Annotated in this window: 11 protein-coding genes and 2 pseudogenes; 9 read left to right on the top strand and 4 right to left on the bottom strand. The window is 61.7% G+C overall.

What is annotated here, in order from left to right:
• Nucleotides 1–215: 215 nt before the first annotated feature.
• The 3 genes from F2P44_RS12995 to F2P44_RS13005 all read right to left on the bottom strand — a co-directional run bounded on the left by F2P44_RS12995 (nt 216) and on the right by F2P44_RS13005 (nt 4,767).
• Nucleotides 216–1,454, bottom strand: coding sequence for a branched-chain amino acid ABC transporter substrate-binding protein (locus F2P44_RS12995; RefSeq protein WP_167087125.1), 1,239 nt, complete (start codon nt 1,452–1,454; stop codon nt 216–218).
• A gap of 165 nt (nt 1,455–1,619) precedes the next feature.
• Nucleotides 1,620–3,272: a 3-(methylthio)propionyl-CoA ligase gene (locus F2P44_RS13000; RefSeq protein WP_167087126.1), complete on the bottom strand. Its 1,653-nt coding sequence runs from the start codon at nt 3,270–3,272 to the stop codon at nt 1,620–1,622.
• Nucleotides 3,273–3,561: 289 nt separating this feature from the next.
• A complete protein-coding gene (locus tag F2P44_RS13005) occupies nt 3,562–4,767 on the bottom strand; it encodes an MYG1 family protein (protein ID WP_229423526.1) in 1,206 nt (401 codons plus the stop codon).
• Between F2P44_RS13005 and F2P44_RS13010 the strand changes: the two genes are divergently transcribed.
• The 9 genes and pseudogenes from F2P44_RS13010 (at nt 4,766) to F2P44_RS13050 (ending at nt 12,114) form a co-directional block, all read left to right on the top strand.
• Nucleotides 4,766–6,289, top strand: coding sequence for a protein adenylyltransferase SelO (locus tag F2P44_RS13010; protein ID WP_167087127.1), 1,524 nt, complete (start codon nt 4,766–4,768; stop codon nt 6,287–6,289). The two genes, F2P44_RS13005 and F2P44_RS13010, sit on opposite strands and share 2 nt — an antisense overlap.
• An 11-nt stretch (nt 6,290–6,300) precedes the next feature.
• On the top strand, nt 6,301–6,696 hold the full coding sequence (gene msrB, locus F2P44_RS13015) for a peptide-methionine (R)-S-oxide reductase MsrB (RefSeq protein ID WP_167087128.1): 396 nt from the start codon (nt 6,301–6,303) through the stop codon (nt 6,694–6,696).
• 15 nt (nt 6,697–6,711) lie between these two features.
• Nucleotides 6,712–7,347, top strand: a complete 636-nt coding sequence (locus tag F2P44_RS13020) for a septation protein A (protein WP_167087129.1) — start codon at nt 6,712–6,714, stop codon at nt 7,345–7,347.
• Nucleotides 7,344–7,619 carry a BolA family protein gene (locus tag F2P44_RS13025; RefSeq protein WP_167087130.1) on the top strand — a complete coding sequence of 92 codons (276 nt, stop codon included), beginning with the start codon at nt 7,344–7,346 and terminating at the stop codon, nt 7,617–7,619. Before F2P44_RS13020 ends, F2P44_RS13025 begins: the two co-directional genes overlap by 4 nt.
• Nucleotides 7,620–7,724: 105 nt before the next feature.
• Nucleotides 7,725–8,504 (top strand): peptidylprolyl isomerase, encoded by a 780-nt coding sequence (locus F2P44_RS13030; protein WP_167087131.1) that lies wholly within the window; start codon nt 7,725–7,727, stop codon nt 8,502–8,504.
• A 101-nt stretch (nt 8,505–8,605) separates the two neighbouring features.
• Nucleotides 8,606–9,409 carry a peptidylprolyl isomerase gene (locus F2P44_RS13035; RefSeq protein ID WP_167087132.1) on the top strand — a complete coding sequence of 268 codons (804 nt, stop codon included), beginning with the start codon at nt 8,606–8,608 and terminating at the stop codon, nt 9,407–9,409.
• Between the two features lie 164 nt (nt 9,410–9,573).
• A complete protein-coding gene (locus F2P44_RS13040) occupies nt 9,574–10,182 on the top strand; it encodes a TetR/AcrR family transcriptional regulator (protein ID WP_167087133.1) in 609 nt (202 codons plus the stop codon).
• A 112-nt stretch (nt 10,183–10,294) separates the two neighbouring features.
• Nucleotides 10,295–11,106: pseudogene (locus tag F2P44_RS13045) on the top strand (oxidoreductase).
• 23 nt (nt 11,107–11,129) lie between these two features.
• A pseudogene (locus tag F2P44_RS13050) lies at nt 11,130–12,114 on the top strand (NADP-dependent oxidoreductase).
• A gap of 59 nt (nt 12,115–12,173) precedes the next feature.
• Here the strand turns inward: F2P44_RS13050 and F2P44_RS13055 are convergent.
• On the bottom strand, nt 12,174–12,533 hold the full coding sequence (locus F2P44_RS13055) for an antibiotic biosynthesis monooxygenase family protein (protein WP_167087134.1): 360 nt from the start codon (nt 12,531–12,533) through the stop codon (nt 12,174–12,176).
• Nucleotides 12,534–12,721: the final 188 nt, after the last annotated feature.

Genomic DNA, 12,721 nt, shown 5'->3' on the forward strand with positions numbered 1-12,721 from the left:
GGTGTCTGCAGGTTGCGTGGGCGTGCTGAACCCACCGTGGTCGGAAACGCGAAGGCGGTGGACATGCGCGCCGCAGCGGACAGGCCCACCCTACAGTCTTGCCGGATCAGGGCCACCCGGGTAAGGGCCACCCGGGTAAGGGCCGCCCGGGTAAGGGCCGTCCAGGAACGGGCCGGCCGGCTTGTGGCCGGGCGGCGCGCCCCGCAGCCGTGGCGTTACGCCCCGGGCCGCTTCATCTGGCAGGAAGTCGGCTGGTTCGCCAGGTAGGCATCGATCTTCTTGTCCATTTTCCAGCCGTAGCCGGTGTTTTCCTGGTCGTACTTGACATCCTTGCCGTTGGTCTTGGTCCAGGTGCCGATGAACAGCGGCTGCTGCAACTGGTGATCGGCCTTGTTCATCATGACTTCGCCGTTGATGCTGTTGAACTTGGCGCCTTCCATCGCAAACGCCACCTTGACCGGGTCGGTGGTCTTGGCCGTCTTGATGGCCTGGGCCAGCATGCCGATGCTGCTGTGGGTCTGGGCGGCGTAGTAATCTTCGTTGTATTTTTTCTTGAATGCTTCGACGATGTCCTTGCCAAGGAATTTGTCGTTGTTGGCCATCCAGTTGCCGACGATCTTGACGCGCTCGGCCCCGGCCGCGCCCATGGCGGTCGGCACGCCCGTGGTAATGCCGTAGTACGTGTAGAAATTGGCCTTGAGGTCGGCATCCTTGGCGGCGCGGATCAGGAGGGCCAGGTCGGCGCCCCAGTTGCCGGTGATGACGGTATCGGCGCCGGAAGCCTTGATCTTGGCGATGTAGGGCGAAAAATCCTTGACCTGGGCGATCGGGTGCAGGTCGTCGCCGGCGATCTTGACGTCCGGGCGCTTGCGTTTCAGGTACTCCTTGGCGGCGCGGCTGACGGCCTGGCCGAACGCATAGTTCTGGCCGATGATGTAGACGCTCTTGATCTCCTTGTTGGGCGCCATGTAGGACGTCAGCGCTTCCATTTTCATGTCGGAATTGGCGTCGAAGCGGAAGTGCCAGAAGCTGCACTTGCTGTTGGTCATGTCGGGATCGATGGCCGCATAGTTCAGGAACACGACTTCCTTGCCGGGATTGCGCTCGTTGTGCTTGTTGATCGCGTCCAGCAGGGCCAGGCCCACGCCGGAGCCGCTGCCCTGGGTGATGTAGCGGTAGCCCTGGTCGATCACGGCTTTGAGCTGGGTGAGCGACTCTTGCGGGCTGGCCTTGTTGTCGAAGCCGACCACTTCGAGCTTGTGCTCGCCCGCCCACTTTTGCTGGGAGGCCAGGTCGGCGATCAACTGGAAGCTTTTCAGCTGGTTTTGCCCCACCGGCGCGAAAGGCCCGGACAGAGGGTCGATGAAGGCAATCTTCACGGTATCGGCCTGGGCCGAAGCCGACAGCAATGCAAACGATACAGCCAGTGTCAACGGGCGAATAGTCTTGATCATGCGTCTCCATCCTTCTCTATTGTCTATGCGGGTCTGATGCCCTTGCAGCGAGTGCTGCCCATCTGGTGCGGAAAACCTCTTGTTGAATTCTTGTTAAATGTTAGCCATATATGAGAGCCACAGCCCGTGAGACCGTCGGCTAGCGATGCGGCCACTTGCAGCGCATCACGCCACCGGCAACTGATGCGCCTTGAACTGATCGCGCAGCTTGTTCTTTTGAATCTTGCCGGTCGCGCCCATCGGCAGCGCATCGACGAACACCACATCATCCGGCATCCAGAACTTGGCGATCTTGCCTTCAAAAAACGCCAGCATCTCCTCGCGCGTCACTTCCATGCCTGGACGTTTGACCACCAATAACAGCGGACGTTCATCCCATTTCGGATGCGCGATGCCGATGCACGCCGCCTGCAACACCGCAGGATGCGACATGGCAATGTTCTCCAGGTCGATGGTACCGATCCACTCCCCGCCAGACTTGATCACATCCTTGCTGCGGTCGGTAATCTGCATGTAGCCGTCGGCATCGATGGTGGCCACGTCGCCGGTCGGGAACCAGCCATCCTGCAGCACGTCGCCACCCTCGTTCTTGAAGTAGCTGCTGATGATCCACGGGCCTTTGACCAGCAAATGGCCGTAAGTCCTGCCATCCCACGGCAATTCGGTGCCTGCATCGTCGACGATTTTCATGTCAACGCCGTAAATCGCATGGCCCTGCTTTTGCAAGATCTTGCGCTGCGCATCTTTCGGCAATGCCAGATGCTTGGCCTGCAAGCCGCCCGCCGTGCCCAGCGGCGACATTTCAGTCATGCCCCAGGCGTGGATGACCTCGACATTGAACTTGTCGATCAGCGTGTCCATCATGGCGGGTGGGCAAGCCGAGCCGCCGATCACCGTGCGCCGGAAGGTGCTGAACTGCAGCTGGTTCTGGAGCGCATGGTTGATCAGGCCCAGCCAGACAGTCGGCACGCCGGCCGAGAACGTGACTTTTTCCGCCTCGAACAGCTCGTACAGCGACTTGCCGTCCAGCGCCGCACCGGGATACACCATCTTGGCGCCCGACAGCAGCACCGAATACGGCAAGCCCCAGGCGTTGACGTGGAACATCGGCACGACCGGCAGCACCGTGTCGGCCGAGGAGACGTTGAGCGCATTCGGCATCGCCGAACCATACGCGTGCAGCACGGTCGAACGATGCGAGTACAGGGCGCCCTTGGGGTTGCCCGTGGTGCCAGACGTATAGCACAGCGACGCGGCCGAGTTCTCGTCGAACAGCGGCCACTGGTAATCGTCCGAGCTGCTGGAGATCAAGTCCTCATAGCACAGCAGCTGCGGGATCTTGGTGTCGGCCGGCATGCGCTCGCGCCCGGCCATCAGGATGAAGGCCTTGACGGTCGTGCAGTGGGCAGCCAGGGCTTCGATCAGCGGCAGGAAGGTCAGGTCGAAGAAGACATACTGGTCTTCGGCGTGGTTGGTGATGTAGGCGATCTGTTCCGGGTGCAGACGCGGGTTGATCGTATGCAGCACGGCGCCCGATCCGGAGACCGCGTAATACAGTTCCATGTGGCGATAGCCGTTCCAGGCCAGGGTGGCGACCCGGTCGCCGAGCTTGACGCCCAGGCCGGTGAGCGCATTGGCCATCTGGCGCGCGCGCTGGTGGCAGTCGCGGTAGGTGTAGCGGTGAAGATCGCCCTCGACGCGGCGTGAAACGATTTCGGTGCTGCCGTAGTGCCTTGCCGCGAATTCGATAATGCTGGAGATAAGCAAAGGCTGGTCCATCATTTGCCCCAGCAGTGGGCTCATCGGGTAAGGCGTCATCAATACTCCTGTCATTACATTGCGGTTGCGCCATGGCAGCCGTTGACTTAGTTTCGTACGACCGTGCTAAAACAGTCAATCTTTTTCGATGGTGCAGCGCATCCAGACCGCTTGGTCCAGATGCCGTGGGCGTTAGCGTGACGTTTTCAGAGCCCCCATCCACCCGTCGTTCCGCCACCCACCCGTAAGCGGTTCCTGAGCGGCGTTGTATCTTTCGATTGGTCAAGCCGGCACAATCCCCTCCCGGTGTTTCAACGTCGCGATAGCGCTCCACCTCCGGGCGCAATAACTAGACGGCGCGCTGCTGCTGAAGCGCTTCAAGCGCCAAGGACGCCATGCGCCGTATACCCTCATACGACTTGGCCGACGCAATGAACCGGCCATTGTGGCAGAAGCCGGCATCCTCAACCCCGGTCAGCGCGGCCAGCTGCGCGTCACGCAAGCCGGCCCATGCCTCCGGCAAATCCGCGCGCGCCTTGAAGCTGTCGGGGCTGACCGGAATTGCGTGGATCATGTAGCGCTGCTCGGCAATATTGTGACTGATGACAAACAGCAGTTCCGGCATTTCCTTGCGCACCACTTGCCCCCATGGCACTGCGCCATTTTGCAGGAACAGTACCCTGCCCTCCTCCAGCACTTGCGCCTGCCTCACCTGCTCCACCGCGAGCAAAACGCCGACGCGGTATTTCACGGCATTGGTCATGACGTCGGTGAGCAGGTCCATGGCGCGGGTAAATTGACTGAGCCTGTAGGCATCATCGGCGCCGCCGTAGCCCAGCCTTTGTTCGTCGAGCCAGTTCGGATTAAACCCGGACACCACCGCCGACAGGCCATAGCCACCCGGCGCATTCTTGGCCGCACCCACGTCGGACAGGTCCAGGTACTGCACGACATCGGCGTCGATTGAATATGCCATCTCGGCCGCCTGCTCATCCGACAAGCGATGGCCCGTATGCGCCGCCGCCAGCGTGCTCACGCAGCGTGCCCCGTATTCCTTCCACACCAGTCCCGCGCTTGCGTAGGGCACGCCCGTCTGGCGCGCGCCGCTGAAACCCTTCTGGTGATGGTCGAAACGTCCCGTGGCGGGGTCCCACATAGCGCCGACATCGACGGCAAAGTCAGCCGCCTCGACCCGTGCCGCATCGCGCGTGCGTACCACCTCCGCCTGCGGAAATACGATCTTCAGCACTGCAACAGCCCATGCGTCGTCGGCGTGAAACTTGCCGCTGTGAGTTACTATGACCATAAAAAATCCAATCTCTTGTTGGCGGTGCGTTATTGCTCCCTGGCGGAATGATACCGGGTTCCACTCATCGCATCGCCAACCGCCCTCCACGTCAAACACAAGCGTTCCGACGCCGCTGACCTGATCATTGACTTTGGCGCCGACCGCGACTCGTTTTCCGGCACGGCCAGCCTGGGCTTCTGGTTTTTCAAAAATCCCGTACGGGGACGACGACGACAGCACTACGCGCGCGGGCCCGGCCAAAAACATGGCCGGTACGGTAGAATTCCGCTATTGTTTTTCACCCACTACTGCGACTGGATCAGCTATTAACGTCGATGACTTGCCACTAGACAATTCCTTTGCCGAATTGCCTCCCGCGTTCTACACCCGGCTCATGCCGACACCGCTGCCAGCGCCCTATCTCGTGGCCGCCAGCGCGCGCGCGGCCGCCCTCGCCGGACTCGACCCGGCCGTGCTGGCGCAGGATGACTTCGTCGCTACCTTCACCGGCAACCACGTGCCGCCGCGCGCCAAGCCGCTGGCCGCCGTGTATTCCGGACACCAGTTCGGCGTCTGGGCCGGCCAGCTCGGCGACGGCCGCGCCATCCTGCTCGGCCAGCTCGCCGGCCCCCAGGGCCCGATGGAGCTGCAACTCAAGGGCGCCGGCAAAACCCCTTACTCGCGCATGGGCGACGGACGCGCCGTGCTGCGCTCGTCGATCCGCGAATTCCTGTGCTCGGAAGCCATGGCCGCGCTCGGCATCCCGACCACGCGCGCCCTCGTCGTGACCGGCTCCGACCAGGGCATCCTGCGCGAAACGGTGGAAAGCGCCGCGGTCGTCACGCGCATGGCGCCCAGCTTCGTACGCTTCGGCTCGTTCGAGCACTGGTCCTCGCGCGACAAGCCGGACGAATTGCGCATCCTGGCCGATTATGTCATCGCCACCTTTTACCCTGAGCTGAGCGGCGCACCGAATCCTTACCAGGCCCTGCTGCAAGAAGTCACGCGCCGCACCGCGCAGATGATTGCGCACTGGCAAGCGGTCGGCTTCATGCACGGCGTCATGAACAGCGACAATATGTCGATCCTGGGCCTGACCCTCGACTACGGCCCGTTCGGCTTCATGGAAGCCTTCGATCCGGAGCACATCTGCAACCACACCGACCAGCAGGGGCGCTATTCCTACGCCAACCAGCCCGAGGTGGGTCACTGGAACTGCTACGCCCTGGCCCAGGCCCTGCTGCCGCTGATCGGCAGCGTCGAGGAAGCGCAGGAGGCGCTGGCGCTGTACCAGCCGGTCTTCGCCGCCAGGATCAACGAATTGCTGCGCGCCAAGCTGGGCCTGGCCACGGCGCAGGAGGACGACCCGCAGTTGTTCGACGCCATGTTTGCGCTGATGAGCGGCAGCCACGCCGACTTCACCCAGTTTTTCCGCAAGCTGGGCACGCTGCAAGTCGACGCTCCGGCCCAGGACAGCGCGCTGCGCGACATGTTTCATGTGCGCGAAGACTTCGACGCCTGGGCGGCCCGCTACCGCACCCGCCTGCGGGCCGAAGCGAGCGTCGACGCGCAGCGCAAGCTTGCAATGGACCGTGTCAACCCAAAGTATGTATTGCGCAATTACCTGGCCCAGGTCGCCATCGAAAAAGCGCAACACAAGGATTTCTCCGAAGTGGCGCGGCTGCTGGCCGTGCTGGAGCATCCATTCGACGAACAACCCCACAACGAGCACTACGCAGCGTTGCCGCCCGACTGGGCGAGCCACCTCGAAGTGAGCTGTTCCTCCTGAAAGAAGCTGCCATGTCCGATAAAGTCACGAAAACCGACGCCGAATGGCGCACCATGCTCGACCCGATGGAATACGAGGTCACGCGCCACGCCGCCACCGAACGCGCCTTCACCGGCAAGTTCTGGGACCACCACGAGCACGGCATCTACACCTGCGTGTGCTGCAACACGCAGCTGTTCGCGTCCGACGCCAAATTCGATTCCGGCTGCGGCTGGCCGAGCTACTTCAAGGCGCTCGACCCGGCCAATGTGATCGAAAAAACCGATCGCGCCCATGGTATGCTGCGCACCGAGATCATTTGCGCGGTCTGCGACGCGCATCTCGGCCACGTGTTTCCGGACGGCCCGCCGCCAACCGGATTGCGCTATTGCATTAATTCCGCTTCGCTGCGTTTCGACCCAACTTGAACCACCAATAACAACATGAAACTTCTGTTCGACTTTTTCCCCATCCTGCTGTTCTTCGGCGTCTTCAAGCTCGCCGAGGTGTACCAGCAGGCATCGTTCGGCATCGCCACCACCTACCTGGGCGGACTCGTTGCCGGCGGGAGCCTCAAGCCGGACCAGGCCCCGATCATGATCGCCACGGTGGTCGCGATCGTCGCCACCACCTTGCAGCTGGTCTACCTCAAGCTGCGCGGCCGCAAGATCGACGCCATGCTGTGGGTATCGTTTCTCATCATCACCGTGTTCGGCAGCCTGACCATCTACTTCCACGACGACACCTTCATCAAGTGGAAACCGACCATCATTTACTGGGTGTTCGCGGTCGCCATGTGCGTGGCGCAGTTTGGCTTCGGCAAGAACCTGATGCGCCAGGCGATGGAAACCCAAATCAAGCTGCCCGAGCCGGTCTGGAAAAACGTGGGCCTGGCGTGGATGGTGTTTTTCTTCGTGCTCGGCATCGTCAACCTGCTGGCCGCGTTCGTCATTTTCAAGGACAATACCAGCGCCTGGGTCAGCTTCAAGGCCTTCGGCATCAACGGCATTCTGTTTGCCTTCGTGATCGTGCAAACCCTGATGCTGTCCAAGCATATCGAAGCGGAGGAACAGGCATGAGCCAGGCTACCCGTCCCGAGCGCATGCGCGCCCTCCTCAGCGCCGCGCTCGATCCGAGCGTGCTCGAACTGAGCGACGAATCGGCCCTGCATGCAGGTCACGCCGGGGCCGCTTCCGGAGGCAGCCACTTCCGCCTCAAGATCGTCTCGGCGCGTTTCGAGGGGCTCAGACTCGTCATGCGACATCGACTCGTGTATGATTCCGTGCACGATATGATGCACAATGAAATCCACGCGCTCGCCATCACCGCCCTGGCGCCGTCCGAGCTGTGAGCAGTGCGGTTTCAGAGCGCTTTAAGAAATTTGTCCGACAATTGAACGTAAAGTAAAAAAACTAATCTAACCTTTGTCCGTAACTTTTTCAAACAGGATTGAATAATGACCTTTAAGCCAGCCCGCTTGCTGTTAGCACTGATTGCCGTTGCCGCCATGCCTGCCTTTGCGCAGAATGCCGCTGTTGTTAACGGCAAACCGATTCCCCTGGCCCGTGTCGATGCAGTCGTCAAGCAAGTTGTTGCCCAAGGCCAGCAGCCTGATTCCCCGGAACTGCGCGAAATGGTCAAGAAAGACTTGATCGCCCGCGAAGTGATGATGCAGGAAGCCCTGAAAAAGGGTTTCGAGAAAGACGCCACCGTCAAGCAGCAGCTCGACAGCGCGCGCCAGACCATCGTCATCAACGCGCTGGTGCGTGACTATGTCGCCAAGAACGCCGTCGGCGATGCCGACATCAAGGCCGAATACGAGCGCTACAAGGTAGCGACCGGCGACAAGGAATACCATGTGCGCCACATCCTGGCCGAGAACGAAGCCGACGCCAAGGCCATCATCGCCAAGCTGAAGGGCGGCGCCAAGTTTGAAGACCTGGCCAAGACTTCCAAGGATACCGGTACCGCCAACAGCGGTGGCGATCTTGAGTGGGCGCTGCCATCGTCGTTCCCGAAACCGTTCAGCGACGCTTTCGTCAGCCTGCAAAAAGGCCAGGTCGGCGAGAATCCGGTGCAAACGCCGGCCGGTTTCCACGTCGTCAAGCTCGACGACACGCGCCCAGCCAAGGTGCAAACGCTCGACGAACTGAAGCCACAGATTGTCGATATGCTGCAGCAAAAGAAACTGCAAGCCTATCAGGAAGAAATGATCAAGAAAGCGGCGATCAAGTAAGATCGCATGGCCGGCGCACGCGTGCGCCGGCGCTGGCTGGGCCGATTGGCGGTATCATCCGCTCCAGCTGCATACTTTTGTAATTTATAGGATCTAAAATAATGATGTTGAAGCCTGCCCGCCTGTTGTTAGCCATCCTTGCGCTGGCCGCCGCGCCTGCGTTCGCGCAGAAAAATAGTGCTCCGAGTGGTGCTCCCATTGCGACCGTCAACGGCAAGGCCATTCCTGCCGCCAAGGTGGATCAGATCGTCAAGCAAGTCGTTGCACAAGGCAAGCAAACCGATTCCCCGCAACTGCGCGAAGCCATCAAGAAAGACCTGATCGGCCGTGAAGTCATGATCCAGGAAGCTGACAAGCAAGGCTTCGGCATGCGCCCTGAAGTCAAGTCCGCGCTGGAAAACGCGCGCCAGAGCATCATCATCAATGCGATGCTGGCCGACTACGTCAAGAAGAACCCGGTCAAGGATGCCGACATCAAGGCCGAGTACGACAAGTACAAATCGACGGTCGGCGACAAGGAATACCACGTCAAGCACATCCTGGTGCCAACCGAGGAAGAAGCCAAGGCCCTCATCGCCAAGCTGAAAACCGGTAGCAAGTTCGAAGAGCTGGCCAAGGCCTCGTCGAAAGACGGCTCGGCAGCCAACGGCGGCGATCTCAACTGGGCAGGCCCGAACGACTACGTGCCTGAGTTCTCGAAGGCCATGGTCGCGCTGCAAAAAGGCGCGATCACCGACACCCCGGTCAAGTCGCAGTACGGCTACCACGTCATCAAGCTGGAAGATTCGCGTGCGACCAAAGTCCTGCCGCTGGAAGAAATCAAGCAGCAAGTCGCCGAATCGCTGCAACAGCGCAAGCTGCAGCAATTCCGTGAAGACCTGATGAAAAAAGCGACGATCAAGTAAGCCTGGTCCGTCCTCCTGAAAAAGCGCATCGTCCGATGCGCTTTTTTTACGCCTGCGGGCAGCGCGGGATGAAGCGCGTGCAATGATTGCCGCCCCACGCGCGCCCTGCCGCGCTCCATTTTCCGATCTGCGCGATAGGCAAGCACGCCGCCAGAAATTGGTATATGATGATCGTCATGCAAACACCAACACCACCACGCCGCGCTTCCAGCCGCAAGGAAGCGACCCATGAACGCATCGTCGAGGTTGCCTCCCGGGCAATCCGACGCAGCGGTTATGCCGGCACCGGCGTGGCCGACATCATGAAAGAGGCCGGCCTGACCCATGGCGGCTTCTATGCCCACTTCGACTCGCGCGATGCGCTGCTGGCCGAAGCGGCGGACCGTGCCGGCGCGGACGCGGTCGCCCTGTCGGCCCGCATCGCCGCCGCCGCGCCCGCCGGCCAAGGCATCCGGGCGCTGGCCGAGGCCTACCTGTCGCCGCAACACCTCGCGGCCATCGAGCAAGGTTGCCCGGTCGCCGCCCTATGCTCGGAAATGCCGCGCCAGGCACCGGAAGTGCGCCGCGCCGCCACCCGGCATATCAAGGAGATGATCGATGTCATCGCGCGCCAGTCGCCCGCCTGGGGTCAGCCTGGCGGGCATGAGCAAGCCCTGATGGCGCTTGCCACCATGATCGGCAGCCTGACCTTGGCGCGCGCGGTCGACGATCCCCAGCTGGCCGCGAGTTTCCTGCAGATCGGCAAACAAACACTGGCACCCGACGGCGAGTGAGCAGCGCGTGTTCTCGCGCCTTTTTTGCGCCTTGAATATGATGGTTATCATATGTTGACTGAATGCCGTACCCCCCACAACTGAGTAATGCCATGAAGATCGGAATAACAGTATGAACAGCAAAATTGCATTGGTAACGGGGGCTTCCTCCGGCATCGGCGAAGCCAGCGCCGCGCGCCTGGCGCAAGCCGGCTACACCGTCTACGGCACCACCCGCGGCACCGCGCCGCGCGCAAGGAGTCGGTCGAGATGCTGGCCCTGGACGTGACCAGCGACGACTCGGTCGAGGCCGCGATTGCCGACGTGCTACGCCGCCATGGCCGCATCGACCTGCTGGTCAACAACGCCGGCTTCGGCGTGGCCCCGGCCGCCGCAGAGGAAAGCTCGATGGCGCAGGCGGGCGCCATCTTCGACACCAACTTCTTCGGCCTGGTGCGCATGACGCGCGCCGTATTGCCCCACATGCGCAAGCAAGGCAACGGCCGCATCCTGAATATCGGCTCGGTGCTCGGTTTCCTGCCGATGCCCTACATGGCCCTGTATGCGGCTACCAAGCATGCCGTCGCCGGTTATTCGGAATCGCTCGACCATGAATTGCGCACCCTCGGCATCCGCGTGTCGGTCATCGAGCCGGGCTATATCAAGACCTCGTTCGACACCAACTCGCTTGAGCCCGATCTGCCGCTTGCCCTGTATGCGACGCTGCGCGCCGCCGTGAATGCCCGGGTGAAAGAAGTGCTGCTCACGGCACAGGGGCCGGACGTTGTTGCGGAGACCGTCTTGCAGGCGGCCACGGCGGCGCATCCGACACTGCGCTACGCTGCGGGCACCCTTGCCGGCCGCTTGCGCTTGCTGCGCAGATTCGCTCCCGCCAGCATGGTCGACGCCGGCATCCGCAAAGACCTGCGCCTCGAAGCCGCCTGATAACACAACCGATATGACGCGACATGCAAGCATTCATCCTGGAAGAATATGCAAAGAAGGGCGCGCTGCGCAAGGCCGAGGTGGCCGAGCCGGTCGTGCGCGACGACGATGTGCTGGTGCAGATCCACGCGACTGCCGTCAACGTGCTGGACGCCAAGATCAAGACCGGTGAATTCAAGCTGGTCCTGCCCTATCGCCTGCCGCTGGTCATGGGCAACGATGTCGCCGGGGTGGTGGTCAAGGTCGGTGCGCGGGTGGGCCGCTTCAAGCTGGGCGACGAAGTCTACGCGCGGCCCGACAAGGACCGCATCGGCAGCTTCGCCGAATACATTGCGATGAACGAAAGCGACGTCGCGCTCAAGCCCGCCACGCTATCGATGGAAGAAGCGGCCTCGATCCCGCTGGTCGGGCTGACGGCCTGGCAGGCGCTGGTCGAGAAGGGCGGCCTGAAAAAGGGACAGAAAGTGTTCATCCAGGCCGGTTCCGGCGATCCAGCTGGCCAAGCATCTGGGGGCCACGGTGGCCACCACCGCCAGCGGCGCGCATATCGAGATGGTCAAGCGGCTCGGGGCCGATATCGTCATCGACTACAAGAAGGATGATTTCGAGGACATCTTGCGCGACTATGACGTTGTGCTCAACAGCCAGGATGCGGCCACGCTGGAAAAGTCGCTGCACGTGCTCAAACCGGGCGGAAAGCTCATTTCCATCTCCGGACCGCCGGACCCGGATCTTGCCACGCAACTGGGGCTACCGTGGTTTGTGAGGCTGGTGGTGACCTTGCTCAGTGCGGGCGTGCGCAGGAAAGCCAGACAACGCGGTGTCAGCTACGCTTTCCTCATCATGCGGGCCGAAGGCAAGCAGCTGGGCGAGATCGCCAGCCTGATCGACAGCGGCAAGATCGGCGCCGTGATCGACCGCATTTTTCCGTTCGACGCAACGAATGCGGCCCTCGATTACGTTGCAGCGGGCAGGGCCAAGGGCAAGGTGGTCATCAAGGTCAGCTGACAGCGCTGCTGGCGGGGGGAGGCGAACTCATCCCGTGCGCGCAATGCGCCACAGGCGCTTCAGGCCGGCGGCGGCTGGTCGTGCCGGATGCGAGAATCGGCCGGCGCTTGCGCCCGCTCATGCATGCCATAGTCGCGCATCACGGCCGCCACGCGCAAGCGGTAGTCGGCGAAGATGAATGCGCGCCCCTGCTCCTGCGTCTCGCGGTGCAAGCCGTGATTGCGCCAGGCGCGCACGGCCTCTTCATCGCGCCAGAAGGATAGCGACAGGATCTTGCCGGCGTCCGACAGGCTCTGGAAACGTTCGATCGACAGGAAGCCATCCATCTGTTCCAGTTGAGGCCGCAAGCGAGCGTCCGTGTCCAGGTAGGCCTGGCGCTGGGTTTCATGCGGGATTACCTCGAAGATCACGGCGATCATTGGGCGGCCCGCTGGAATGCGCTATCGACCACCTCGGTAAAGGTGCGCTCCTCGCGCAGGATGAAGCGCTTTTCCTGCGCCATGGCGAAGCAAGGACCAGTTTGCGATCGATGGCGCCAATAGGATGTCGTTCGCAGACCAATTTTATGCGCTGGCAGGACAGGTCCGTCCAGTTTGAATAGGGCCCT

Origin of the sequence: Massilia frigida, from assembly GCF_011682175.1 — a bacterium.
In the GTDB taxonomy this organism is placed as follows: domain Bacteria; phylum Pseudomonadota; class Gammaproteobacteria; order Burkholderiales; family Burkholderiaceae_D; genus Telluria_A; species Telluria_A frigida.

Bases quoted from the DNA above. Each gene is read 5' to 3' on its own strand.
- F2P44_RS12995 (WP_167087125.1), bottom strand. From the start codon at position 1,454: ATGATCAAGACTATTCGCCCGTTGACACTGGCTGTATCGTTTGCATTG.
- F2P44_RS13000 (WP_167087126.1), bottom strand. From the start codon at position 3,272: ATGACGCCTTACCCGATGAGCCCACTGCTGGGGCAAATGATGGACCAG.
- F2P44_RS13010 (WP_167087127.1), top strand. From the start codon at position 4,766: ATGGCCGGTACGGTAGAATTCCGCTATTGTTTTTCACCCACTACTGCG.
- F2P44_RS13005 (WP_229423526.1), bottom strand. From the start codon at position 4,767: ATGTTTTTGGCCGGGCCCGCGCGCGTAGTGCTGTCGTCGTCGTCCCCG.
- msrB (WP_167087128.1), top strand. From the start codon at position 6,301: ATGTCCGATAAAGTCACGAAAACCGACGCCGAATGGCGCACCATGCTC.
- F2P44_RS13020 (WP_167087129.1), top strand. From the start codon at position 6,712: ATGAAACTTCTGTTCGACTTTTTCCCCATCCTGCTGTTCTTCGGCGTC.
- F2P44_RS13025 (WP_167087130.1), top strand. From the start codon at position 7,344: ATGAGCCAGGCTACCCGTCCCGAGCGCATGCGCGCCCTCCTCAGCGCC.
- F2P44_RS13030 (WP_167087131.1), top strand. From the start codon at position 7,725: ATGACCTTTAAGCCAGCCCGCTTGCTGTTAGCACTGATTGCCGTTGCC.
- F2P44_RS13035 (WP_167087132.1), top strand. From the start codon at position 8,606: ATGATGTTGAAGCCTGCCCGCCTGTTGTTAGCCATCCTTGCGCTGGCC.
- F2P44_RS13040 (WP_167087133.1), top strand. From the start codon at position 9,574: ATGATGATCGTCATGCAAACACCAACACCACCACGCCGCGCTTCCAGC.
- F2P44_RS13055 (WP_167087134.1), bottom strand. From the start codon at position 12,533: ATGATCGCCGTGATCTTCGAGGTAATCCCGCATGAAACCCAGCGCCAG.